This is a genomic window from Azospirillum sp. A23 (genome assembly GCF_042938965.1).
GTDB lineage: Bacteria > Pseudomonadota > Alphaproteobacteria > Azospirillales > Azospirillaceae > Azospirillum > Azospirillum melinis.
Genome location: NZ_CP170667.1, coordinates 1752608 through 1777489 on the forward strand (window position 1 = coordinate 1752608; position 24882 = coordinate 1777489).

At 66.5% G+C, this 24882-nt stretch carries 24 protein-coding genes; 12 read left to right on the forward strand and 12 right to left on the reverse strand.

The window, feature by feature from the left end; translation table 11 throughout:
- Positions 1–7: 7 nt before the first annotated feature.
- Both ABNQ40_RS25630 and ABNQ40_RS25635 read left to right on the forward strand, forming a co-directional pair.
- Positions 8–466 (forward strand): hypothetical protein, encoded by a 459-nt coding sequence (locus ABNQ40_RS25630; protein WP_109051781.1) that lies wholly within the window; start codon positions 8–10, stop codon positions 464–466.
- Positions 467–711: 245 nt separating this feature from the next.
- Positions 712–2814 carry a sodium-translocating pyrophosphatase gene (locus ABNQ40_RS25635; protein ID WP_109051782.1) on the forward strand — a complete coding sequence of 701 codons (2103 nt, stop codon included), beginning with the start codon at positions 712–714 and terminating at the stop codon, positions 2812–2814.
- A gap of 58 nt (positions 2815–2872) precedes the next feature.
- Here ABNQ40_RS25635 and nrdR read toward each other — a convergent pair whose 3' ends face one another.
- The 3 genes from nrdR to rpiB all read right to left on the reverse strand — a co-directional run bounded on the left by nrdR (position 2873) and on the right by rpiB (position 5301).
- Positions 2873–3340: a transcriptional regulator NrdR gene (nrdR, locus tag ABNQ40_RS25640; RefSeq protein WP_098740213.1), complete on the reverse strand. Its 468-nt coding sequence runs from the start codon at positions 3338–3340 to the stop codon at positions 2873–2875.
- 34 nt (positions 3341–3374) lie between these two features.
- A complete protein-coding gene (gene glyA / locus ABNQ40_RS25645) occupies positions 3375–4676 on the reverse strand; it encodes a serine hydroxymethyltransferase (protein ID WP_109051783.1) in 1302 nt (433 codons plus the stop codon).
- A gap of 187 nt (positions 4677–4863) precedes the next feature.
- The gene (gene rpiB / locus ABNQ40_RS25650; RefSeq protein ID WP_109051784.1) at positions 4864–5301 is read right to left on the reverse strand and encodes a ribose 5-phosphate isomerase B; all 438 of its coding nucleotides are present in this window, start codon (positions 5299–5301) and stop codon (positions 4864–4866) included.
- A 585-nt stretch (positions 5302–5886) separates the two neighbouring features.
- Between rpiB and ABNQ40_RS25655 the strand changes: the two genes are divergently transcribed.
- Positions 5887–6330: a MucR family transcriptional regulator gene (locus ABNQ40_RS25655; protein WP_014247241.1), complete on the forward strand. Its 444-nt coding sequence runs from the start codon at positions 5887–5889 to the stop codon at positions 6328–6330.
- Between the two features lie 128 nt (positions 6331–6458).
- Here the strand turns inward: ABNQ40_RS25655 and ABNQ40_RS25660 are convergent, their stop codons facing one another.
- Positions 6459–7010, reverse strand: a complete 552-nt coding sequence (locus tag ABNQ40_RS25660) for a hypothetical protein (RefSeq protein ID WP_109051785.1) — start codon at positions 7008–7010, stop codon at positions 6459–6461.
- Positions 7011–7382: 372 nt separating this feature from the next.
- The gene (locus ABNQ40_RS25665; RefSeq protein WP_109051786.1) at positions 7383–7613 is read right to left on the reverse strand and encodes a DUF6898 family protein; all 231 of its coding nucleotides are present in this window, start codon (positions 7611–7613) and stop codon (positions 7383–7385) included.
- Positions 7614–7781: 168 nt separating this feature from the next.
- On the opposite strand from ABNQ40_RS25665, the gene ABNQ40_RS25670 reads away from it, so the two are divergent.
- The 5 genes from ABNQ40_RS25670 (at position 7782) to ABNQ40_RS25690 (ending at position 11869) form a co-directional block, all read left to right on the forward strand.
- Positions 7782–8294: a ferritin-like domain-containing protein gene (locus tag ABNQ40_RS25670; RefSeq protein ID WP_391347728.1), complete on the forward strand. Its 513-nt coding sequence runs from the start codon at positions 7782–7784 to the stop codon at positions 8292–8294.
- A gap of 126 nt (positions 8295–8420) precedes the next feature.
- A complete protein-coding gene (locus tag ABNQ40_RS25675; RefSeq protein WP_109051788.1) occupies positions 8421–8840 on the forward strand; it encodes a hypothetical protein in 420 nt (139 codons plus the stop codon).
- Between the two features lie 68 nt (positions 8841–8908).
- The gene (locus ABNQ40_RS25680) at positions 8909–9319 is read left to right on the forward strand and encodes a hypothetical protein (RefSeq protein ID WP_109051789.1); all 411 of its coding nucleotides are present in this window, start codon (positions 8909–8911) and stop codon (positions 9317–9319) included.
- A gap of 7 nt (positions 9320–9326) precedes the next feature.
- Positions 9327–9809, forward strand: coding sequence for a GNAT family N-acetyltransferase (locus ABNQ40_RS25685; protein WP_247880049.1), 483 nt, complete (start codon positions 9327–9329; stop codon positions 9807–9809).
- 374 nt (positions 9810–10183) lie between these two features.
- Complete coding sequence (locus ABNQ40_RS25690; protein ID WP_247880050.1) at positions 10184–11869, forward strand: methyl-accepting chemotaxis protein; 1686 nt, start codon at positions 10184–10186, stop codon at positions 11867–11869.
- 52 nt (positions 11870–11921) lie between these two features.
- Here ABNQ40_RS25690 and ABNQ40_RS25695 read toward each other — a convergent pair whose 3' ends face one another.
- From ABNQ40_RS25695 to pdxH, 5 genes are all read right to left on the reverse strand, one after another.
- On the reverse strand, positions 11922–12743 hold the full coding sequence (locus ABNQ40_RS25695) for a universal stress protein (RefSeq protein ID WP_098740221.1): 822 nt from the start codon (positions 12741–12743) through the stop codon (positions 11922–11924).
- Positions 12744–12963: 220 nt separating this feature from the next.
- Positions 12964–14076 (reverse strand): hydrogenase formation protein HypD, encoded by a 1113-nt coding sequence (gene hypD, locus ABNQ40_RS25700; protein ID WP_109051791.1) that lies wholly within the window; start codon positions 14074–14076, stop codon positions 12964–12966.
- Between the two features lie 106 nt (positions 14077–14182).
- The gene (locus ABNQ40_RS25705; RefSeq protein WP_109491175.1) at positions 14183–15574 is read right to left on the reverse strand and encodes a methyl-accepting chemotaxis protein; all 1392 of its coding nucleotides are present in this window, start codon (positions 15572–15574) and stop codon (positions 14183–14185) included.
- Between the two features lie 246 nt (positions 15575–15820).
- A complete protein-coding gene (locus ABNQ40_RS25710) occupies positions 15821–16744 on the reverse strand; it encodes a cation diffusion facilitator family transporter (RefSeq protein ID WP_391347735.1) in 924 nt (307 codons plus the stop codon).
- 99 nt (positions 16745–16843) lie between these two features.
- Positions 16844–17476, reverse strand: coding sequence for a pyridoxamine 5'-phosphate oxidase (gene pdxH, locus ABNQ40_RS25715; protein ID WP_391347737.1), 633 nt, complete (start codon positions 17474–17476; stop codon positions 16844–16846).
- A 196-nt stretch (positions 17477–17672) separates the two neighbouring features.
- Here pdxH and ABNQ40_RS25720 point away from each other — a divergent pair, with 196 nt between their 5' ends.
- Entirely contained in the window at positions 17673–18146 is a 474-nt protein-coding gene (locus ABNQ40_RS25720) for an RT0821/Lpp0805 family surface protein (RefSeq protein ID WP_109051793.1), read from the forward strand.
- Between the two features lie 51 nt (positions 18147–18197).
- Positions 18198–19163, forward strand: coding sequence for a DnaJ C-terminal domain-containing protein (locus ABNQ40_RS25725; protein ID WP_391347738.1), 966 nt, complete (start codon positions 18198–18200; stop codon positions 19161–19163).
- Between the two features lie 11 nt (positions 19164–19174).
- Here ABNQ40_RS25725 and ABNQ40_RS25730 read toward each other — a convergent pair whose 3' ends face one another.
- Positions 19175–20545 (reverse strand): YihY family inner membrane protein, encoded by a 1371-nt coding sequence (locus tag ABNQ40_RS25730; RefSeq protein WP_391347740.1) that lies wholly within the window; start codon positions 20543–20545, stop codon positions 19175–19177.
- Positions 20546–20663: 118 nt separating this feature from the next.
- Between ABNQ40_RS25730 and fabI the strand changes: the two genes are divergently transcribed.
- On the forward strand, positions 20664–21512 hold the full coding sequence (fabI, locus tag ABNQ40_RS25735; protein WP_098740228.1) for an enoyl-ACP reductase FabI: 849 nt from the start codon (positions 20664–20666) through the stop codon (positions 21510–21512).
- 233 nt (positions 21513–21745) lie between these two features.
- A complete protein-coding gene (locus tag ABNQ40_RS25740; RefSeq protein WP_391347743.1) occupies positions 21746–22834 on the forward strand; it encodes a hypothetical protein in 1089 nt (362 codons plus the stop codon).
- Positions 22835–22919: 85 nt separating this feature from the next.
- On the opposite strand, the gene ftsH is transcribed toward ABNQ40_RS25740, so the two are convergent.
- On the reverse strand, positions 22920–24857 hold the full coding sequence (gene ftsH / locus ABNQ40_RS25745) for an ATP-dependent zinc metalloprotease FtsH (protein WP_391347744.1): 1938 nt from the start codon (positions 24855–24857) through the stop codon (positions 22920–22922).
- Between the last annotated feature and the right edge of the window lie 25 nt (positions 24858–24882).

The following is a 24882-nucleotide window of genomic DNA, read 5'->3' on the forward strand; positions in this document are numbered from 1 at the left end:
TGTTGCCGTGGTCAAGGCTCTGATCGTCCTCGTTCTCGGCATCGTGCTGCTGGGCGGCGCCAGCTTCGGCGGATGGTTCGTCTATCAGAAATACTTCACCGAACATCCCGACGCACCGCCGAAGAAAGTGGAGCCGCCACCCAAGCCGCCGACCGCCTTCGTCCGCCTGGCCCCGCTGGTGGTGCCGATGATCGGCCCGACCCGAGTCGAGCAGTTCGTGACCGTCGTGGTCGCGGTGGAAGTGCTTCTGGAAAAGCAGCCGATGGTCCAGGCCAACCAGCCGCGCCTGACCGACGCCTTCCTGACCGCGCTCTATGGCGGCATCGCCGACAAGTCGATCCTGAACGGGGCTTTGGTCAATATTCCTGCCGTAAAGGCCAAGTTGGCGGAGGCCGCCGGGAAAGTCGTCGGCAAGGACGCGGTCTATGACGTGCTGGTCCAGGCGGTTACGCAGCGCAATCTCTGACCGCCTCCCGCAGCACCCGCAATTTGCACCCATTTTGCGGTGCATTATCCCGACACTACCCATAAAGGCCAGGGGTACCCCCGGCCATTTCGCCGCGTCGCGCCGCCCCGTGCGGCGGTTGCAAAGCGGCGGGACCGGGCGCATGCTTTTCCCGATAATACTTGCGCCCGACTTCTCCCCCACTTGACCACCGTGGTGGGACCAGCCTTTCCGGGGCGCGACCTTAAAATCAATCGGGGGATGCGATGGCTCTAGCGTTCATCGTCATCATCGCCGCCGGCCTGCTCGCGCTGGCCTACGGTTTTCGTACCGGAAAAGAAGTCATGGCCGCGTCGCCTGGATCCGAACGGATGCAGGCCATCGCCGCCGCGGTGCAGGAAGGGGCGCGCGCCTATCTGAACCGTCAATACACCACCATCGCCATCGCCGGCGCCGTCCTGCTGGTCATCCTATGGGTGACGCTGGGCTTTCCCGTGGCCTTGGGGTTCCTGATCGGCGCCGTGCTGTCGGGCAGTGCCGGCTATGTCGGCATGAACGTCTCGGTCCGCGCCAACGTCCGCACGGCTGAAGCAGCCACCCGCGGGCTGGCGCCGGCACTCGACATCGCCTTCAAGTCGGGGGCGATCACCGGCATGCTGGTGGTCGGGCTCGGGCTGCTGGGTGTCGGCGGCTATTTCGGCGTCCTGACGCTGGTCTACCGCGTCAACGATCCCGCCGAGGTCCGCACCGTGCTGGAGGCGCTGGTGGCGCTCAGCTTCGGTGCCTCGCTGATCTCGATCTTCGCCCGGCTGGGCGGCGGCATCTTCACCAAGGGCGCCGACGTCGGCGCCGATCTGGTCGGCAAGGTGGAGGCCGGCATCCCGGAGGACGACCCGCGCAACCCGGCGGTCATCGCCGACAATGTCGGCGACAATGTCGGCGATTGTGCCGGGATGGCCGCCGACCTGTTCGAAACCTACGCCGTCACCATCGTCGCCACCATGCTGTTGGCGGCGATTTTCTTTTCCGGCGGTGTGTTGCGGATGATGCTGGTCTATCCGCTGCTGATCGGCGCCGTCTGCATCCTGGCCTCTGTCGCCGGCACCTTCGCGGTGAAGCTCGGTTCCGACAACGACATCATGAAGGCGCTCTATAAAGGGCTGATCGTGGCCGCCGGCATCTCGCTGGTGTTAATCCTGATCGTCACCGCGATCCTGTTCGGCTTCACCCGCGCCATCACCATGACCGACGGCGTGTCGATCACCGGCTTCAACCTGCTGGTGTCGGCGCTGGTCGGGCTGGGCGTCACCGGCCTGCTGGTCTGGATCACCGAGTTCTACACCTCCACCGCCTTCCGCCCGGTGCGCAGCATCGCCAAGGCGTCGGAGACCGGTCACGGCACCAACGTCATCCAGGGCCTTGCCGTATCGATGGAATCGACTGCCCTGCCGGTGATCGTCATCTGCGCCGGCATCCTGATCGCCCATGGACAGGCCGGCGTCTTCGGCATCGGCATCGCCGCGACGACGATGCTGGCGCTGGCCGGCATGGTGGTGGCGCTCGACGCCTATGGGCCGGTCACCGACAATGCCGGCGGCATCGCCGAGATGTCCGACATGCCCGCCAACATCCGCGTCACCACCGACGCGCTGGACGCCGTCGGCAACACGACCAAGGCGGTGACCAAGGGCTATGCCATCGGGTCCGCCGGTCTGGCGGCGCTGGTTCTCTTCGCCGCCTATGTCCAGGATTTGGGCCATTACTTCCCGAACATTCCGGTCGAGTTCCGGCTGAACGACCCCTACGTCGTCGTCGGGCTGCTGGTGGGCGGCCTGCTGCCCTATCTGTTCGGGGCCATGGGCATGACCGCCGTCGGCCGCGCCGCCGGGTCCGTCGTCGTGGAGGTGCGGCGTCAGTTCCGCGAAATCCCCGGCATCATGGAGGGCACCGCCAAGCCCGATTACGGCCGTGCGGTGGACATGCTGACCAAGGCGGCGATCAAGGAGATGATCATCCCCTCGCTGCTGCCGGTTCTGGCCCCGGTGGTCCTCTATCTGGTGATCGCCGCCATCGGCGGGCAGGCGGCCGGCTTCGCGTCCCTGGGCGCCATGCTGCTGGGCACCATCGTCACCGGCATCTTCGTCGCCATTTCGATGACGTCGGGCGGCGGTGCCTGGGACAATGCCAAGAAGTACATCGAGGAGGGCAATCACGGCGGCAAAGGCTCCGACGCCCACAAGGCGGCGGTGACCGGCGATACCGTCGGCGACCCCTACAAGGACACCGCCGGCCCGGCGGTGAACCCGATGATCAAGATCACCAACATCGTGGCGATCCTGCTGCTGGCGATCCTGGCCCAGGTCGGATAAGGGCTCGGATGAGGGGCAGGTGCGGGGCAGGACAACCGCCTGCCCCGCACCGACGCATTCACAGTCCCGGCGAGGCTTCCGGCGCCAGAGTTTCCACGAACTCGTTGAAGTCGGAAGCCTCGCGGAAGTCCTTGTAGACGGAGGCGTAGCGGATATACGCCACCTGATCCATCGTCTGCAGCGCTTCCATGATTTTCTCGCCGATCTGCTTCGACGGGATTTCGCTCTCGCCGGAGGATTCCAGCTGGCGGACCATGCTGTTCACCACCCGGTCGATGCGGTCGGCGTCGATCGGGCGCTTGCGCAGCGCGATCCTCATCGACCGCAGCAGCTTCTCACGGTCGAAGCCTTCGCGCTGGCCGTTGCTCTTCACCACCGTCAACTCGCGCAGTTGGACGCGTTCGAAGGTGGTGAAGCGGGCGCTGCAACTGGGACAGAAGCGCCGCCGGCGGATTGCCGAGTTGTCTTCGGTCGGGCGCGAGTCCTTGACCTGGGTGTCCTCGTTTCCGCAGAACGGGCAGCGCATCTGGTGGATTCCCCGTTAATTACAGCGTGGGCAATTACAGCGTGGGATAGATCGGGAACTGACGGCACAGGCCGCGCACACGCTCGCGCATCGCCGCCTCGACCGCCGTGTTGTCGCCGGAGTTGCTGGCGGCCAGACCGTCCAGCGTCTCGACGATCATCTCGCCAACTTGGCGGAATTCGGCGGTGCCGAAACCGCGCGTGGTCGCTGCCGGGCTGCCCAGGCGGACGCCGGAGGTGATCATCGGCTTCTGCGGGTCGAACGGCACGCCGTTCTTGTTGCAGGTCATGCCGGCATGCTCGAGGCTGGCTTCCGCCGCCTTGCCGGTCAGGTTCTTCGGACGCAGGTCGACCAGCACGATGTGGCTGTCGGTGCCGCCCGACACGATGTCCAGCCCGCCGGCGATCAGCGTCTTGGCCAGCACCTGGGCGTTGTCGACCACCGCCTGGGCGTAGGTCTTGAACTCCGGACGCAGCGCCTCGGCGAAGGCAACCGCCTTGGCGGCGATGACATGCATCAGCGGGCCGCCCTGGAGGCCGGGGAAGACGGCCGAGTTGATCTTCTTGGCGATGTCCTCCTTGTTGGTCAGCACCATGCCGCCGCGCGGGCCGCGCAGCGTCTTGTGGGTGGTGGTGGTGACCACGTCGGCATAGGGGAACGGGTTCGGATAGACGCCGCCGGCGATCAGGCCGGCATAGTGGGCGATGTCGACCATGAAGATCGCGCCGACCTCGTCCGCGATGGCGCGGAAGCGCTCATAGTCCAGGACGCGCGGATAGGCGGAGCCGCCGGCGATGATCAGCTTCGGCTTGTGCTCGCGGGCCAGCGCCTCGACCTGATCGAAGTCGATCAGGTGGTCGTCCTTGCGCACGCCGTACTGCACGGCCTTGAACCACTTGCCCGACATGTTGGGGGCGGCGCCGTGGGTCAGGTGGCCGCCGGCGGCCAGCGACATGCCGAGCACGCAGTCGCCCGGCTGCAGCAGGGCCAGCAGGACCGCCTGGTTGGCCTGGGAGCCGGAGTTCGGCTGCACGTTGGCGAAATCGCAGCCGAACAGCTTGCAGGCGCGCTCGATGGCGAGGTTCTCCGCCACGTCGACGAATTCGCAGCCGCCGTAGTAACGCTTGCCCGGATAGCCCTCGGCATACTTGTTGGTCAGGACCGAGCCCTGCGCTTCCAGCACCGCCTGGGAGACGATGTTCTCGGAGGCGATCAGCTCGATCTGCTCCTGCTGGCGGACCAGCTCGTCGCGCACCGCGCGGGCCAGTTCGGGATCGGTCTCGGCAAGCGAGGCGGCGAAGAAGCGGCCGATCTCTGCGGTGTTGCTGCTGGTCATGGCTGGAGGTTCCTCATCGAAGGGGCGTCAGGCAGAACGGGCGCGCGGCCCGCCCGCTTTCGTCGGGTCCTTCCGGGCGATGCAGCCCGGTCGGGTCTTTCCGGGATCTGTCGCGTCCCGGTTGCGGGCCTTCACGGCCAAATAAGGGGCCAAACAACGGGCCGGGAAAAGCGGCGCGGAGACGCGCTCAGCCCATCTTGGCGATGCGGCGGCTGTGACGCTCGCCGCCTTCGAAGTCGGTCTTCAAGAAGATTTCGACGCAATCCTTGGCGATCTCCGGCCCGACGATGCGGGCGCCCAGCGCGATCACGTTGGCGTCGTTGTGCTCGCGCGACATGCGCGCGGTGGTCACGTCGTGCACCAGGGCGGCGCGGATGCCGGGATGGCGGTTGGCGGCGATGCTGATGCCGATGCCGCTGCCGCAGACCAGCACGCCGCGCTGCGCCCGGCCGTCGGTGACGGCGGCGGCCAGCGCCGCGGCGAAGTCCGGGTAATCGACCGAGGCCGGACCGTCGGTACCGAGATCGAGGACGGTGTAGCCGGCGCCCTCAAGCTGCCGTGCGATCTGAGCCTTCAGCTCATAGCCGGCGTGATCGGAAGCGAGTGCCACGGTGCGGACGGTCATGACGGCGGAAACTCCGGTGCGGTCGGTAACGGATACGGGCAGTACGGATGCACAGGCGGCAGCCGAGCCGGCGAAGCGGCCTGCAATCGGGCAAAAGATGCCGGCACCCTACCAGATGTCGGTGCCAACCGCCACAGCCACACCATGACGTGGATGCATAGCTAAACCCAACACCGACCGGCGGCGGTCGATTTGGCGGTCGATCTCCGGCCCGCGATCGGCCGGCGCACAGCCGGAGCGGCTCCGGCGCCTACCACCGCGAAAGTTCGGTCTCTGTTTTCACCTCTTCGTTGCCGAAGGGGCAAAACAAGGGAGATAGCCGATTCGTTATATGCGGGGGAAATCCGCCAATTGCCGCAACGGAGTCAGGGGAAAATCGCAAGCCGGCGCCTACTAGACGCCCCTTAAAGCCGCGGCACAGCCACAACCGTGCAACGATTTTCAGCGAAGGCTGATTTACGCGGCGTTCCTTTGTTCTGGCCGACAAGAGCAACTAATTTGATGCTTGCCGAAATTATATTGACACCCAAATCACGGTATGCAACTTGGTTCCTACGGACAAATGAAAAACCAGGACACAGTGCAATGAGCGACCAGCTTCGCGCCGATGTACCGGACAATGCGCTGCTGCGGATGACCGCCGACATCGTATCGGCGTATGTCAGCAAGAACGTGTTGCCTGCTCAGCAAATCCCCGACGTGATCAATACGGTTTACTCGTCGCTGACCGGTCTGAATGGTCAGCCCCGTGAGGTCGCGGCGGAGCCGCTGAAGCCGGCCGTTCCGATTCGCAAGTCAGTGACGCCCGAATACATCGTCTGCCTGGAAGACGGGAAGAAGTTGAAGATGCTGAAGCGGCATCTTCGCTCGACCTACAACATGTCGCCGGACGAGTATCGCGCACGCTGGGGACTTCCGCCCGACTATCCGATGGTTGCGCCGAACTATGCGGCGCAGCGTTCGGAATTCGCCAAGCGCATCGGCCTGGGCCGCAGTTCCGGCCGCCAGACCCGCCGCAAGGCCGGTTGATCGAGTAAAGTCCGTATGCAACACGGGCCGATCCACCCAGGAGTCGGCCCGTGTGCGTGTCCGGTCGATGGCCCTGCCATCCGACTGGTTGAAGTTGCAAATCGGTTGCATTCCAGGGGCCGCAGGCCTCAGTTGGCGCAACCCTTGCGGCCCGACAGGCGGCAGTTGAAACGGTCGACATTTCGACTCAATTCGCGCCCGGTCGACACATTTTCTTCGTTCAGGCAGGTCAGATAGCTCATCGACTTGTCGACGTAATCCTTCACCTCGCCCTGACAGGACGACATCTTGTCGGCGCTGAGGAAGGTCGCCTGATCGTCCATACACAGCGGCACACCCGGCTTCAGGCAGCCCGCGGCCGGCATCGTCGGTTGCGGGGCGGTCGAGGGCGGTCCACCGTTTGCCGTCCCGCCAGCGGCGCCGGCAGCGCCGGGGGCGGACTGCCGGCCGCCATGGTCCTGTGCGCCATGGCCCGGCTTCTGGGTCGGCTGGGACGAGGCGGCCAGCGCCGCCTGCGGGATCGCCAGAACCGGCAAGGCTGCAACCGAAGCGGTGGCCGTCAACGCCGCCGACATCAGCGACACGCGCAGGAAAGCCGTCACGCCCAGCGTTCTGAAGCCTGCCGCCCTAAAACCCGCCGCCTTAAAACCCAACATGGCCTCGATCCTCTGGCGTTTCATTTTTCTGCCCGAAGGCCGGCACGGAAAACGGCCCGGCCGACACCCGGCTTAACCGGCTGAACGGCGCAGGAAAAGGGGCTTTCCTTATGCGCCATTCGTTCAGAGATGCGCGGTTCTACAAGCGTTACACCCCCTGCGCCAGTGTCAACGGGCAGGCATAGGTCTACTGTCGGGGTCGAGCGGTTCGCTCTACGACCGGCGGGCCGACCCAGCGTCGGGGCCGCCGGCGGAGGCATGCCGGCGCTCACCATCAGCAAAAGCCAGACTTCGATACGCGCCGCCTGGCCCCGTCCGGCGGCGCGTTTTCTTTTCGCACCTTGCGGAGAAGAGCAGCCCACGGCAGATACACAACTATTGGATGTTGCGGCTGGATCAATAAAGTCCGCCGCCCCGCTTCGGCCCCGGCTTGGCCGGCGCGGCGGGTCCGACGCTCTTGTTCTGTACGAAGCGCAGCTTGTTGATCGCCGTCCGCTTCAGCAGTTCCTGGCTGCCGGTTGCCGGACCGGCCACCGTCACCTCGACGCCGGTCCTGGCATCGATGGCGGTTACCCGCAGATAGCTGCCGACCCGCTGGAACTCGAACAGCACGTCACCGTCGGTCATGCCCAATGCCCTCCCCTGCCCGGTTCCACATCGCCCGGCCCTCCTTACCCTAAGGTCAGTCCCCGTTCGAGACCGCAACACCCGGCAGCCATCGCTGTTGTCCACCCAGCCATTCGGCGCGCAGGAGCTCCGCTCCGCCAACCCCCACTGCGAGGAAGGACCACCAAAATGGCCGCCAAGACGATGCAGGATCTGCTGATCGAGGATCTTCGCGACATTTACCACGCCGAGAAGCAGATCGCGAAGGCTCTGCCCAAGATGGCCAAGGCCGCCAGCTCCGACCAGCTGCGCCAGGCGTTCGAAACCCATCTGGAACAGACCCATGGGCAGATCGAGCGGCTTCAGCAGGTGTTCGAGGAGCTGGATAGCCGTCCGCGCGGCAAGCATTGCGACGCGATGGAGGGGCTGATCAGCGAAGCCCAGGAAATCCTGGAAATGGGTCTGGCGCCCGAGGTGCAGGACGCCGCCTTGATCGCCGCCGCCCAGAAGGTGGAGCATTACGAGATCGCCAGCTACGGCACGCTGCATGCCTTCGCCACCGCCTGCGGCCTCGACAAGGTCGCCCAGTTGCTGGACGAGACGCTGCAGGAGGAAAAGGACACCGACACGCTGCTGAACAAGCTGGCGATCAGCGACGTCAACAAGAAGGCGATGGCGGCCAGTGGCAAGAAAGCCGCCTGATCCCATAATCCCTCAAGTCTTCCGTGACCAATCGTCCCCGGCCCTGCATAAGGGCCGGACCCCGGTTGCAAGCGCCGCGTCGGACCGATAGCATCCCCGCTGTCCGGTCCTTCGCGGTATTCCGTCATGCGTCGCCTTTTGTATGCCTTCGGCCTTGCCCTGTTCCTGACGCTGCCGTCGGCGCCATCGGCCGTTGCGAACGAAGGCGCGCCGGGCGCCCTGCCGCCGTCGGTGCGGATCAAGCCGCTGATGGTCCCGGTGGTGAATGCCGGACGGATCGAGAAATACACCCAGGTCGAAGTGAATCTTGAGATCGGCAACGCCCTGAAGCTGGGAGAGGTGCAGCTCAGCATCCCGCGCCTGCAAGACGCCATCCTGACCGCCATCTACAAGGGCGTGGACGAGGGCTGGATCGTCCGCGGCAACATCGCGAACGTCCCTGCCCTGCGCCGCCGCATCGACGAATCGGTGATCGCCATGTTCGGCAAGGACGTGGTCAGCCGCATCCTCATCACGCCCATCGCGCGGCAGTCGTCGCTGCAATAGACTGCTCCCCGGAAAGCTCCGTAATTCCAGGCTCCGTAACAAGGCCCCATGCTAAGGATCGACTCGTCATGCCCCTCGTCTATGTCGCGCGCAGCGCCGCCCTGACCAAATGGGCGTCCGACGTCGGACAGGGAAAACACATCTACAAGCTGGGCATCGCGGAGGATGAGGCCGCGGTCAAGGCGGCGGTCGCCGCCGGCTGGGGTGGCGAATCCGACTGGAAACTGATCGAGACCAAGCCGGTCGATGAGGCGGACGAGGAAGCCGCGCTGGCCCGGCTCGGCCGACGCGAAAAGGCGATCGACCCCACCTATTACCCGCGGTTGAAGGGAGCGGTCGGCGTGTACCGCATCACCCTGACCAACGTGCAGAACAGCCTGCTGGTCGCCAAGGCGATGACCGCCGACGAGCCGCTGACCGACGTCAAGGTGAAGCCCAAGGACATCGCCGACTACATGATCCGCAACGCGATTGCCTGAGCATCCCGTGAAGACCTCCCCGCCGCCCGTCCGCCGCGTCGCTTTCGATGCCCTGACACTGCGCGACCTGCACGACATGCTGGCCTTGCGCAGCCGCGTGTTCGTGGTCGAGCAGGCCTCCCCCTACCCCGACATCGACGGCCGCGATCCTGGCGCGCTTCACCTGATCGCGGTGAACGAGGCGGGCACCATCGTCGGCTGCGCCCGCTGCCTCGGCCCGGATGATGATGGCCCGGACGGGGCGAATCCGGACGCGCCGGTCTCCTTCGGCCGTCTGGCGGTCGATCCGTCGCAACGCTCCACCGGGCTGGGGCGGGCGCTGGTGGCGGAGTCGCTGACGGTGCTGGCGGAGCGCTGGCCCGGCCGCGACGTGGTCATCGGCGCGCAGCAGCATCTCGAACGCTTCTACGGCGGCTTCGGCTTCGTCCGGGACACCGACCCGTACGACGATTTCGGCATTCCCCACATCGACATGCGGCTGCGGCGCTGACGCTTCCTTTACCGGCGATCCGCCGCTGAACCTGCGTCGAGACACCTCCCTTGCAGCCGCCCCGCCATCGCCAGCACGGCGATGCGACACAATGCCCCATGCATACGGGGGCATTGCTGCCCGCGGCTGTCTGCGACCTTGGGAAGACAACGGAGCGTTGTTATTCCTTCGTTTGCCGGCAAGGCATAAGCCTTACGTAACAGACTGATGATTTCGTCATACATAGAATTTTCGATGATCGAAATCGAAATCGTTGACGTATCAGTTCTCGCGTTCGATGGGGTGAGGCATTCACCCTTTCGTATGCAACTCCGAAGGCGAGGCGACCGTCCCCGCGAATCAAAGGCCTGTCCGGTCAAATGAGGGGCAAGACGATGTCCTGGTTCACCGATCTCCGCATCGGCGGAAAGCTGTTGACGGCATTTTCTGCATTGATCGTCATCATTGTCGCAATCAGCATTGCCAACTATTCGACCCTATCGTCGATCCAGTCCTCCATCGGCTGGACGATCCACACCTACCGCGTGATCCAGACCACCGATGCGGCGATGACGGCGATGGTCGATCAGGAAACCGGTCTGCGCGGCTATCTGGTCAGCGGCGATCCGGCCTTCCTCCAGCCCTACCGCTCCGGCGCGCAGGCGTTCGACCGTGCCCTGGCGGAGGTGAAGTCGCTGACCGCCGACAACCCGCAGCAGCAGGCCCGGCTGGAGGAGTTGCGCAGGCACGCCGCAACCTGGCGCGAGACGGTGGCGGAAAAGGAAATCGCCCTGATGTCCAAGGCCGACACGCGCGAGGAGGCCCGCGCGATGGAGGCGAAGGCGCTCGGCAAGTCGGCGATGGACAGCATCCGCGCCCTGGTCCGGCAGATCGAGGACGCCGAGCGCGCTCTGCTGACCGTGCGCGACGCGGAGCAGAAGACCGCCTTCTCGACCGGCTACCTCACCGCCATCGCCGGCGCGCTGATCTCCCTTCTGATCGCCGTGGCCGCCGGGCTGGTGCTGCGCGGGTCCATCGCCACACCCATCGTCGCCATGACCGCCGCCATGGCACGACTGGCCGGCGGCGACCGCGCGGTCGAGGTGCCCGGCGTCGGCCGCAGGGACGAGGTCGGTGCCATGGCCGAGGCGGTGGATGTCTTCAAGCGCAACGCCATCGAAGCCGACCGCCTCACCGCCGCCCAGCGCGCCGAGGAGGAGGCCAAGGCCCGCCGCACCGCCCGGCTGGAGGAACTGATGCGCGCCTTCGAGGGCAACGTCACCGCGGTGGTGCAGAGCCTGTCGGGTGCCGCGACCCAGATGCAGCAGTCGGCCGGCGCGCTGACCAGCACCGCCGACGAGACCAACCGCCAGAGCACCACGGTGGCGTCGGCCGCCGAGCAGGCGTCCGCCAACGTGCAGACCGTCGCCGCCGCGGCGGAGGAACTGTCCTCCTCCATCGCCGAGATCGGCCGTCAGGTCACCCAGTCGACTCGCGTCGCCGAACAGGCGGTCAGCGGCGCCAACCGCGCCAACGGCGTGGTGTCGGGCCTCGCCGAAGGGGCGCAGAAGATCGGTGAGGTGGTTGACCTCATCAACAACATCGCGGCGCAGACCAATCTGCTGGCGCTCAACGCCACCATCGAGGCCGCGCGTGCCGGCGAGGCCGGCAAGGGCTTCGCCGTGGTGGCGAGCGAGGTGAAGAGCCTCGCCAACCAGACCGCCAAGGCGACCGAGGATATCACCGGCCAGATCGCCACCATCCAGGGCGCGACGCGCGAGGCGGTTTCCGCCATCGAGGAGATCGGCCGCATCATCACCGAGATCAGCCAGATCTCCGCGACCATCGCCTCGGCGGTGGAACAGCAGAGCGCCGCGACCCAGGAAATCAGCCGCAATGTCCAGGAGGCGGCCCAGGGCACGCAGCAGGTGACCAGCAACATCGTCGGCGTCACCCGCGCCGCCGGAGACACCGGCCGCGCCGCCGGCGAAGTCCGCAGCGTCGCCGATCACCTGACCGGCGAATCGACCCGCCTGCGCCAGGAGGTGGAAAGCTTCCTCAACGGCGTGAAGGCGGCGTGAAGGCGGCGTGACGAACCGGGGGGCGCGACCCGGCGCCCCCCTGCCCCTTTCATCAGTGCGACAGCAGCAGCGGCACCGGGCAGGTGCGCAGCACATGCCGCGTCCCGCTGCCGCGGTGCAGGAACGGGAAGCCGTAATGGCCGTGGGCGCCCATCACCAGCAGGTCGGCGCCGGTGTCCATGGCGCGGGCCAGCAGGGCGTCCATCGCACCGATGTCGCTCACGGTGAAATGGGTCTGCTCCGCCGTCACGCCGTGGAAGGCGAGATGGTCGAGCACGCCGACCCGCGGCGCTTCGGACGCGGAGGAGGATGCCTGGGTCAGCACGGTGATGACCGTCACCTCCTTGGCCTTCTCCAGCATCGGCATGGCGTCGGACAGGGCACGGGCAGCCTCGCGCTCGGCATTCCAGGCGACGGCCACACGCTGGCCGATGGTGGCGAAGCGGCCGGCATAGGGGATGACCAGCACCGGGCGGCCGGAATTCAGCACCACCTGCTCGTTCAACTCCTCGGGCGCCGCCTGCGATCCCGCCTCGCGGTCATACTGGCCCAGCACCGTCAGGTCGGCGAAGCGCGACCAGATGATGACCTCGCGGATGACATGGTTGTACTCGCCATGGGTCAGGCCGTGCCAATGGCCCTGCAACCCGGACGCGGCGAGCTTTTCCTTGAACAGCGCCTCGCTGCGGGCCGCGGCGTCGCCCAGATGGTCGCTGGACCGGCGGGCGATCACGCTGGTGGCGTTGCGGTCGCCCTGCGCGAACAGGCCGCGCAGGAAGGCGCCATGACGCTGGGCCAGCGCGACGGCGGCATCGAGACGCGCCTCGACATGCGGGCTGCTGTCGAGATGGACGAGGATGTGCTTGTAGGTCATGCGGGTCCCCCCGGTATGAAGTGCGAAGTCTTATGACGTCTGCGGTTCTCCGCCGGGCCGGCCGATGCGGGCGATCTGTGGGATGATCGGCAGGCTGGCGGATTGTTTCATATGCATCATGTTCAGCCGGACGGCGTTCGTCCAGCAGCGTTCTGCCGGCCTGCGGCGAGAGGTCGCAAGGGGGCGAGCCGGCTGGCCGGAAAACCGATCCGGGAACCGGTCAGGCGTCGCGGAACCGTCCATAGGTGTAATGCGCGGCGCACGCGCCCTCGGCCGAGACCATGCAGGACCCCATGGGGTTTTCCGGGGTGCAGACGGTGTCGAACAGCTTGCAGTCGACCGGCCGCTTCACCCCACGCAGGATGGCGCCGCAATCGCAGCCCTTGTGGTCGGCAACGCTGGCCCCGGCGATGGGAAAGCGCCGTTCGGCATCGAAGGCGGCATAGGCGTCGCGCAGCCTCAACCCGCTGTGCGGAATGCTGCCCAGCCCGCGCCATTCGAAGGACGGCCGGGTCTCGAAAATCTCCAGAACCAGCGCCTGGGCCTTGCGGTTGCCGTCGGCGGTGACGGCGCGGGTGAACTGGTTCTCGACCTCGGCCCGCCCGTCGTTGATCTGGCGGACCAGCATCAGGATGGATTGCAGGACGTCGAGCGGCTCGAACCCGGAGATGACCACCGGTTTGCCATGCTCCGCCGCGGCCGGAGCGTAGGCCTCCGACCCGATGACGACCGAGACATGGGCAGGCCCGACGAATCCGTCGAGCGAGAGCCCCTCATCGGCCCCGGCCAGGATGCCCTGGATGGCCGACGGAGTGAGCACATGGTTGCAGAAGACGGAGAAGTTGGTCAGCCCCTGCGCCACGGCGGCACGGACGGCCAGCGCCGTCGGCGGGGTCGTCGTCTCGAAGCCGATGGCGAGGAACACCACCTGCCGGTCCGGAGTCTCGGCGGCGATGCGCACCGCCGCATCGGCGGTCACCACCATCCGCACGTCGGCCCCCTGCGCCTTGGCCTTCAGCAGGCTGAGCCGCCCCGACCCCGGCACGCGCATCACGTCGCCATAGGTGCACAGCGTCACCTCCGGCCGGCGGGCGAGCGCGATGGCGTCGTCGATCCGCCCGACCGGCAGGACGCAGACCGGGCAGCCCGGCCCGTGGATCATCCGCACATTGGCGGGCAGCAGGTCGGGGATGCCATAGCGGGAAATGGCATGGGTATGGCCGCCGCAGAACTCCATCAGGTGATAGGAGCGGTCGGCCCGCACCTCCCGCGCGATGGCGGCGGCGACGTTGCGGGCCAGAACCGGATCGCGGAACTCTTCGACGTATTTCATGGTCGCTCCCTCTGCCCAGCCATTTCACCCGCAAGGCTGATCGTATGCGTTGATACGGATCAAGAGGGAAGCCCGGGAAATCGTCCCGCCATCAGACCTTAACCATTCACACCTTGTAGGCCAGCCGCAGCCCGCCCCAATGGCGTCCGCGCACGGTGACGGGGGCGGAGACGTCCTTCATCAGCGTGAACTTCCCGCCGCCCATGTCGCGCCTGTAGGTCTGGAGCAGAAAGGGCTTGGTGCTGCGGCCGGCGGCCAGCCCGACGCGGTCGTTGAAGATGCGGCGGTTGCGGCAGTTTGCGGCGTTCCAGACCGGGTCGCGGCCCTGGGGCTGGCTGAACTGACGGTTGTGGGTGGGCAGATAGCCGTTCTCGTCCACCGCCACGCAGAAGACGATGCGGCCGTTGGCCGACAGCACCGGCTCCTGGATGCCGGGCAGGACGCGGTCGCACAGCTGGGTGTAGCGGGTCATCACCTGCTGCGGGTCCGATCCGGCGACCGGCTGGTACTGGCGGTCGAACAGGTCGGATTCGCTGATGTCGCCGCGGACCAGCGCATCCTCGAAGGCGGCGGAGACCTTCGCGGCGGCATCCTTCACCGCGGCGATGAAGGGGGTGTCGACCGTCTCGATGTTCAGTTCGGCGGTAACGCCGATCAGCCGCTCGCTCATCCCGACCAGATTGTTCACCCGGTCGCGCGCCTGGGCCAGATTCTCGCTGGACAGCCTCACGCCCACCGCCAGATCGGCGATCTCGCGCTCCAGCTCGCCGCAATTGCCGCCGATCTCGGCCGACGCGGCATCGATCTTGTCGGTCTCGCCGTTCAGCTCGCGCATGGCGCGGCCGACCGTCTCGATCACCGTGCCGATGGCGGTGGTCCCCTCGCTGACCGCGCGGGCCTTGGCGGCGCTGGCGGCGCTCTCCGCCATCAGGCGCTGCGCCTGCTCGTTCAGGGACTTCAGCGTCGCATCGATCTCGGTCGTCGCCTCGCTGGTCTTGGTGGACAGCGACTTCACCTCGTTCGCCACCACGGCGAAACCGCGCCCGGCATCGCCGGCGCGTGCCGCCTCGATGGTGGCGTTCAACGCCAGCAGGTTGGTCTGCTTGGCGATGGTGAAGATTTCCTTGGCGACCTTGCCGACGCGGTCGAGCGCGTCGCGCAGCCCGGCGATCTGCCCTTCGATCCCCGTCACCGACGACACCAGCGAATGGATGTCGGACAAGGATTTCTGCACGCGGTCGTGGGAACTGTCGACCTCTTGCCGCGCCTGTTCGGTGACCGAGCGCGCGATGGCGGAGGCCTGGGAAATCCGTTCCGTGCTGCGCGACATCTTGGCGCCGGTGTCGCGCAGTTGGGTGAACACCTCCGACTGGTGGGTGACGCGGGCGTTCACATCCTCGATGTGGCCGGCGATATCCGCGATCTCGATACCGAGATTGCCAGCCTCTTCCGCGATGTCCGCGATCAGATGCGGACGAAGCCCAAAGCCACCATCCATCTTATCCACCATTTTTGCTGTTTTATAACCGAGCGCTTTCTCCCGAGAACTATTATTGCGCTTTTGATACAGATTCGCAACGAACGGGGAGACCGAGCCGAACCCGGCCCCCCTGTCCATTGGTAGGATACCTTAAGGAGAAGCTGCGCCCAGTGATTGTGCGATGACAAAAGTTGGATGCGATATGCGGGTTATCCCGCAATGCGGATCCGCATCACGGGGCTGCTCTGCACAACTTTTCCGCCGTCAGCCGGCGATGCGGTGGTCCAGCCGTTCGTCGGCCAGACCGGCGGGCTCCTGATGGACCAGCACCTCGGCATTGGCGAAGGCGTCGCGCAGCCGCGCCTCGACCCGGTCGGCGATCTCGTGCGCGGCGGTCAGGGTCAGGCCGCCGTCCAGTTCCAGATGCAGCTCGATGAAGCAGCCGGTACCGGCATTGCGCGTGCGCAGATCGTGCAGGCCGCGCACTCCCGGCTCGGCCAGTGCCAGCTCGGCGATGCGGCCGCGTTCCTCTTCCGCCAACTCGCGGTCCATCAGCACGTCCAGCGCGTCGCGCGCCACGCCGCGGGCGCCGTTCAGCAGGAACAGGGCGATGCCGATGCCGAACAGCGGGTCGACCACGGTCAGCCCGGTCGCCTCGGTCAGCAGGATGGCGACGATGACGGCACCGTTCATCAGCAGGTCGCCGGAATAATGCAGCCGGTCCGCCCCGATGGCGACGGAGCCGGTGGCGGTCTGCACCCGGCGCTGGAAGGTGATCAGCCCGGCGGTCAGCAGGATCGACAGCAGCATCACCGCGATGCCCATCGTCCCCTCGGCGATCGGCTCCGGCCGGACCAGCCGCCGCACCGCCTCGATGCTCAGCAGCACGGCGGAGCCGCCGATGAAGGCGGCCTGGGCAAGCGCCGCCAGCGCCTCCGCCTTGCCATGGCCGAACCGGTGGTTGGCGTCGGCCGGGCGCAGGGCATGGCGCACGCCCAGCAGCGTCACCACCGAGGCCATCAGGTCGGTGCAGGAATCGATCAGCGAGGACAGGATGCTGACCGACTCGGTCAGGAGATAGGCGCCCAGCTTCGCCGCGATCAGGGTCGAGGCCACCGACACGCTGGCATAGGTGGCATAGCGGCGCAGGCGATCCGCCGATGCCGCGTTTCCCGCATTGTCGCTCACTGGTTCCCCCACTCCGCAAAGCCGGCCGGCATGGCCGGCGCGACCGTAGCGGCCCGTCCTTACAGGTCGCTTACGGTCCGCACCGGTCTGACATCCCCTTTACGGGAACAGATGCTCGGTCGTCCAACCCGGCGCATCGGCGTCGGTTCCTTCTGTCCCCTGGCCTTCCACCCGCTGGAACACCAGCCGGTCGTGCAGGCGGAACGGGCGGTCGCGCCAGAACTCGATCCGCGACGGCAGGACGCGGAAACCGGTCCAGTGCGGCGGCCGCGGCACGGTGCCGATGGCGTATTTGGCGGCGAACTGCGCGACGCGCTTCTCCAGCTCCCAGCGGCCCTCCAGCGGGCGCGACTGCTGCGAGGCCCAGGCGCCGATCCGGCTGTCGCGCGGACGGCTCTCGAAATAGGCGTCGGCCTCGGCGTCGGTCACGATCTCCACCGGACCCTCGACCCGCACCTGACGGCGCAGGCTCTTCCAGTGGAAGCACAGGGCGGCGTTCCGATTCGCCAGCAGCTGCGTGCCCTTTCGGCTCTCGGTGTTGGTGTAGAAGACGAAACCGCGCGGATCGATCCCCTTCAGCAGCACCATCCGCACCGACGGAATGCCGCTGGCGTCGGCGGTGGCCAGCGCCATGGCGTTGGGATCGTTGGGCTCGCTCTGTTCCGCCTCCTTCATCCATTCGGCGAAGAGATCATAGGGGGAGCGGGGATTGCGGTCGTTGCTGTCCGTCATTCCTGGGTCCTGTCTCGATGGGTCCCGCGCCGCCGGGCGGGTGGCGCGCGGCCGGTGCGGGAGCGGGCTTTTGTGCAAAAGCGAAAGGGTCACAGCCTCATCACAATTCACAGCAAGCATAGGGTCGCTTATATCACTGTCCACCGCGAAGCCACCGATTGGGTGCCGCGGCAACCAACCTTTTCGAGGCGCAAGGATGTTCGTGAAGAAAGTCGTTCCGGCCGTGATCGTCGTGGGCCTGCTGGCCGGGTGCCAGACGGGCGGTCAGAAGGAAACGGTCGGCACGGTCGGCGGTGCGGTCGCCGGCGGCCTGATCGGTTCGCAGATCGGCGGCGGAACGGGCAAGCTGGTGGCGACCGGCGTCGGCACGCTGCTGGGCGCCTTCATCGGCAAGGAGATCGGCGGTTCGCTCGACAAGGCCGATTCCGGCTATGCCGAGACCGCTGCCCGTCAGGCCTATGCCGCTCCGGTCGGCGACCGCATCAACTGGAACAACCCGCAGTCGGGCAATTCCGGTACCATCGTGACCACCCGCGACGGCTACAGCAACACCGGCACCTATTGCCGCGAGTTCCAGCAGACCATCGTGGTCAAGGGGCGGACGGAGCAGGCCTACGGAACCGCTTGCAAACAGGCCGACGGTACGTGGAAGATCATCGGCAACTCGTAACACCGCCGACCCGCAACCTTTGAGCCCCCCTGGGGCGGGAAATCTCTGCCCGTGGCTACGCGCGATCCCTACAGCGTTCTCGGCGTCAGCCGGTCCGCCAGTGCCGACGACATCAAGAAGGCATACCGCAAGCTCGCCAAGCAGCATCACCCGGACCTGAAACCGGGCGACGCCGCCAACGAGGAGCGGTTCAAGGAAATCTCGGCCGCCTACACGCTGCTGTCGGATGCCGAGAAGCGCGCCCGCTACGACCGCGGGGAGATCGACCCGTCGGGGCAGGAACGGCACGCGGGCTTCGGCTCGCGCGGCCGGACCGCCGGCAGCCGCGGCAAGGCCTACAGCAGCACCGCCGACGACAGCTTCTTCGGCGGCGGCGACGACTGGTTCTCCGACCTGTTCGGCGGAGGCCGGCGCCGCCCCGGCGGGCCGGGTGCCGGAGCGGGAGCCGGGGCCGGCGGCTCCGCCGGGCCGAAGGTTCGGGGCAGCGACATCTCCTATTCCGTCACCGTCCCCTTCATCGAGGCGGCGAACGGGTCGAAGCGACGCATCAACCTGTCCAACGGCAAGAGCATCGACGTCGCCATCCCGGCCGGAACGGAGAACGAGTCGAAGCTGCGTCTGAAGGGCCAGGGCCTGCCCGGCATGGGCGGCATGCCCAACGGCGATGCCATCGTCGAGGTGCATGTCGAATCCCACCCCTTCTTCACCCGGCAGGACAGCGACATCCATGTCGAGGTGCCGATCACCCTGAACGAGGCGGTTCTGGGCGCGACCGTCAATGTCCCGACGATCAGCGGCAAGGTCGCGGTGAAGGTGCCGCCGGGCGCCAACACCGGTTCCGTCCTGCGCCTGCGCGGCAAGGGCGTGGTCAACCAGGCCACCAAGCAGCCGGGCGACCAGTATGTGAAGCTGAAGGTCGTCCTGCCCGACCCGCCCGACGGCGAACTGGTCAAGTTCGTCGAGGAATGGGCGAAGACCCGCAGCTACGACGTCCGCAAGAAGGCCGGGCTGGAGTAACCGCCTGCCCCCTATTTCTTCACCGCCCGCAGCGGCACCGGCCCGGTGCTGCCCTCTCCCGCCCCCTGCCCCGCCGGCTGCCCTTCCGGCGGCAGATCGTCGTTCAGCAGCAGCTTCAACGGCACGTTCAGCAGATCGCCCTGCCGCGCCTCGGCGGCGTCCAGCAAACGGGCGGTGCGCTCCTGCCAGGGCAGATCCAGGCCGCCCAGGCCATGGACGGAGCCGCGCATGCCGATGCCCAGCGCCTTCATCAGCTCCAGCAGGGTCGCCTCGCCCATGTCGCGGGTGACCACCCAGGCGTCGCGGGTGGTGTGGGCGACCCAATGGGCATCGCGCAGCTGTTCCAGGATGCCGTCGATCAGCAGCGTGCCCACCGGCACCCGCCCGACCAGCGTGCGGCGGCGCATGCCGACACCGAGCCGGCTCGCCTCCATCAACTCATGCAGGACGGCCAGCGCCAGCGCCAGCCGCTGGGCCGGCAGCAGCCCCTCCATGCCGCCGCGGGTGACCTTGCCCGCCCGCCATTCCGGCAGCGACGCGGCGACCACCGCGCCGAACAGCACCGTCGACCAGGCGATGTAGAGCCAGAACAGGAAGATCGGCACCACCGACAGCGCGCCGTAGATGGTCTGGTAGGCCGGGTATTCGCGCATGTACCAGCCGAAGATCGCCTTCGACCCTTCCAGCAGGATGGAGCCGATGGCGCCGCCGCACAGCGCGTCCAGCCAGAACACATCCCGATTCGGAATTATCAGATACAGCAGCGAGCAGCCGAGCAGTTGCAAGGCGAAGGGCAGCAGCATGCCGATCCCCGCCAGCGGATGGACGACCCCCTCCAGATGCGCGACCTCCAGCGCCGTCCACAGCGTGCTGGACAGGGACAGGCTGGCGCCGGCGAACAGCGGGGTCAGCGACACCACCGCCCAGAAGGACAGGATGCGCGTCACGTAGGACCGCGGCTCGCGCACGCGCCAGACCGTGGCGAAGGACCCTTCGATGGTCCAGATCAGCAGCACCGCCGACACCGCCAGCCCGATCACGCCGAAAATCGGCATCTGGCCGGCGTTCGCCATGAAGCGGCCGAGATATTCCAGGATCGCGTCGCCGATCTCCGGCACCAGATTCTTGACCAGCGCGGTCTGGATGCGCAGCTGCAGGGCGCTGAAGGCCGGGAAGGCGGAGAAGATGGCGAAACCGATGGTCATCATCGGCACGATGGCCAGCAGCGAGGTGTAGGTCAGTGCCGCAGCGGTCTGGAAGCAGTTGTCGTTGTAGAAGCGCAGCATCGAGTGGCCGAAGAAGCCGCCAAGCTCCCGCAGGCCGGTCAGAATGCGGCTGCGCTCCTCCTCCTCGCGGCCGGGATTGTCCTTAGGGGGAGACATGCGACGCCTCCTGCGGCAAGACAGCCCGCGTCGGTTTGACCGTCGGGCGCTTTCGTGTAGGATGCGCCCCACTTTTCGCGGCTGGAGCCGCAGCACATCCGTCGTTCACGAGGTTCCGATGTCCAATCCGATGCCGCTCATGGCCGGCAAGCGTGGCCTGATCATGGGCGTGGCCAACGATCGTTCGATCGCCTGGGGGATCGCCTCCGCCCTGGCCCAGCACGGGGCGGAGCTTGCCTTCACCTACCAGGGCGACGCGCTGCTGAAGCGGGTGAAGCCGCTGGCCGAACAGGTCGGCGCCAAGCTGGTCCTGCCCTGCGACGTCACGGACGAGGCCAGCATCGACGCGACCTTCGCCGCCATCGAACAGGAATGGGGCAAGCTGGACTTCGTGGTTCATGCCATCGCCTTTTCCGACAAGAACGAGCTGGACGGGCTGTACCTGGACACCACGCGGGCCAACTTCCTGCGCACCATGGACATCTCCTGCTACTCCTTCACCGCGGTGGCGCAGCGCGCCGTGCCGCTGATGAAGGACGGCGGCAGCCTGCTTACCCTATCCTACTATGGCGCCGAGCGCGTCATGCCCCATTACAACGTGATGGGCGTCGCCAAGGCCGCGCTGGAAGCCAGCGTGCGCTATCTGGCAGTCGATCTGGGTGGCCGCAACATCCGTGTCAACGCCATCTCCGCCGGTCCGATCAAGACTCTGGCTGCCAGCGGCATCGGCGACTTCCGCTATATCCTGAAGTGGAACGAGCTGAACGCCCCGCTGAAGCGCAACGTCACCATCCAGGAGGTCGGCGGCGCCGGCCTGTTCCTGATGTCCGACCTGGGCAGCGGCGTCACCGGCGAGGTGATGCATGTCGACAGCGGTTACCACACTGTCGGCATGGTCGCGGTGGACGAGGCGGCCGAAGTCGCCAGCCTGCTCGGCTCGCTGGGCGGCACGCCGAAGGCCGGCTGAGGTCTGAGCGGCCCCGGTTGGTTGACCCATTTGGTTGAGCGGCCGCAAGCTGCGCGCAATCGCATAGTGAAGAGAGGGATCGGTCCGCCGATCCCTCTTTGCGTTTGCGAATGCGGCGTTTATGATTTGAGAAATATTCGCGGGATTGGGTAATATTCATGCGCGCTCGCAAGAAAATGGACTCGGTTTCTCCGATCCTTGAACAGATCCTTTATGGCGGGTCCAGCGTATCGATGAATCTCATCGCCATCACGCGCGAGATCCCCGAAGAGCAGCGCATGTTCAAGGCTCAGGGCCTGAACAACTGCATCCTCTTCAAATACCCGAACTTCGACGATCGCGACGACGACGGGGGCGATCCCATCGCCGAGGATGAGGAACTGGAGGGCGGCGAGCGCCCGGTCGAAACCGGGATCTATGTGCCGCACAACGCCAAGGCGCCGGAGGGCGGCGGAGTCGCCGTCTATCTCCGCGGCCGCAACAGTGCCGCCCTGCTGGAAGAGCAGTTCGGCATCAAGCACGGGCCGCAGGAAAACGGCATCATCGGCGACATGAAGATGCTCCAAATGATCGACGACGTGCCGTCGCTCGACGCCTTCCTGTTGAAGACCTGCTTCGAGGCGGAGAAGATCAACGTCGATCCGCGGCACTGGCTGATCTCCAACGAGGAGGACCACCAGCTCCGCCGCCTGATCCGCGCGCGTATCGAGCCGATCGTCCGCAAGGCGCTGTCGGGCAGCCAGGGCAGCGCCGGAAGCGTCGAACGCTTCCTGGAGGCGATCTGGAACCCCAACCTGGAAGAGGCCGGCCTGTTCGTCTCCGCCTTCGGCATCGAGCGGTCGGAGGCCGACACCATCTTCAGCGCGTGGAAGGGCACGACCTTCTATGAATACCAGCTGCGCCGCATCGCCCCGCGCGCCCGCACCATCCTGACCTGGCTGAAGTCGCGCGAGTGCATTCCGGTCGACATCCGCATGCACAAGCCCTACGAGACCCAGCTGCTGATGCACATCGAGAAGGTGGGCAAGCTGCTGGAGACGACGCTGCTCGACATCCGCACCATCCTGTCGGATTACGAAACCTCCTTCAGCAGCTTCATGGCCGGCCAGCCGGAGCCGTTCCGCGACTATCTGCGCAGCATCCGGTCGCGCTACTGGCTGCTCGGCTACTGCGTGTCCGCGCTGACCAGCGTCGCCCATCTCGACGCCCGCTGCATGAAGAACACGCCGTCGCGCAAGCTGTACTTCGAGGGCATGCAGAAGCTGCTGCGCCAGTTCGACGTGGCGCTGGACCGCCGGCGCGAGCAGAAGGGCGCGCTCTGAGCGGCTCCCGCCCACTTCGAAATCTGCCAAAGAAAAAAGGCGGCGCCTCGCAGCGCCGCCTTCTTCATTTCGGAACCCCGAACCGTCAGGTGCCCTGCGGTTCCGGACCGATGCCGCCGCTTTCCTGCCCGGTGCTGGGCGGAACGGAGGAGCGGCGGCCGGAGCCGGTGGTCGGACGCGGCGGGACGGCCATCGTCTCGCGGTCGTCGTCGCGCAGGATCGGTTCGCCGCGCAGCAGACGGTTGATCTCGTCGCCGCTCAGCGTTTCGTACTCCAGCAGACCCTTGGCCAGGGTGTGCAGCTGGTCGATGTTCTCGGTCAGGATGACCCGCGCGCGGTCGTAGCTCTCGTCCACGATGCGGCGGATTTCCTCGTCGACCAGTTGGGCGGTGCGGTCCGACATGTTCTTGTGCTGGGTCACCGAATGGCCCAGGAACACCTCCTGCGTCGGCTCGCCGTAGAGCAGCGGGCCGAGCTTCTCGCTCATGCCCCACTCCGTCACCATCCGGCGCGACATCTCGGTCGCCATCTTGATGTCGCCCGACGCGCCAGTGGTCACCCGCTCCTTGCCGAAGATCAGTTCCTCGGCGATGCGGCCGCCCATGGCGACGGTCAGGTCGGCCAGCAGCTTGGCCTGCGACAGGCTGATGCGGTCGCCTTCCGGCAGGCGCATCACCATGCCCAGCGCACGGCCGCGCGGGATGATGGTGGCCTTGTGGACCGGGTCGCTGTCGGCGCAGTGGATGGCGCAGATGGCGTGGCCGGCCTCGTGGTAGGCGGTCAGCTTCTTCTCGTCCTCGGTCATCACCATGGAGCGGCGTTCCGCACCCATCATGACCTTGTCCTTGGCGTTCTCGAACTCGGACATGCCGACGACGCGCTTGCCGATGCGGGCGGCCAGCAGGGCAGCCTCGTTCACCAGGTTGGCCAGATCGGCGCCGGAGAAGCCGGGGGTGCCGCGGGCGATGACCTTGGCGTCGACGTCCGGCGACAGCGGGACCTTCCGCATGTGGACCTTGAGGATCTTCTCACGGCCCAGCACGTCGGGGTTCGGCACCACGACCTGACGGTCGAAGCGGCCCGGACGCAGCAGAGCGGGGTCGAGAACGTCCGGACGGTTGGTCGCGGCGATCAGGATCACGCCCTCGTTCGCCTCGAAGCCGTCCATCTCGACCAGCAGCTGGTTGAGGGTCTGCTCACGCTCGTCGTTGCCGCCGCCCAGGCCGGCACCGCGATGGCGGCCGACCGCGTCGATTTCGTCGATGAAGATGATGCAGGGGGCGTTCTTCTTGCCCTGTTCGAACATGTCGCGGACGCGGGACGCACCCACACCGACGAACATTTCGACGAAGTCCGAACCGGAGATGGTGAAGAACGGCACATTGGCTTCGCCGGCCACCGCGCGGGCGGTCAGCGTCTTGCCGGTGCCCGGAGGACCGACGAGCAGGCAGCCCTTCGGGATCTTGCCGCCCAGCCGCTGGAACTTCTGCGGGTCCTTCAGGAACTCGACGATTTCCGTCAGCTCCTGCTTGGCCTCGTCGATGCCGGCGACGTCGTCGAAGGTGACGCGGCCGACCTTCTCGGTCAGCAGGCGGGCCCGCGACTTGCCGAAGCCCATGGCCTTGCCGCCGCCGGACTGCATCTGGCGCATGAAGAAGATCCAGACGCCGATCAGCAGAAGCATCGGGAACCAGGACAGCAGCACCGAGAACAGCGACGGCACGTTGCTGTCGTCGGGGACCGCATTGATCCGGACGTTCTTGTTGGTCAGGCGCTCCACCAGACCCGCTTCGGGCGGGACATAGGTGCTGAAGGAGCGGCCGTCGGAGAAATGGCCCGAAACCTGGTTGCCCTTGATCGTCACGTCGGCGACCTGGCCCCGGTCCACTTCGGCGAGAAGCTCGCTGAACGGAACGGTCGTTTGCGGGCTGCGGGTGGAGGAACTCTGGAACAGGTTGAACAGGGCCACGAGGAGCAGCCCTATGATGATCCAGAGAGCGAGGTTCTTGCCGAAATTGTTCACGTCACACGCCTTTCTGCGAACCCAT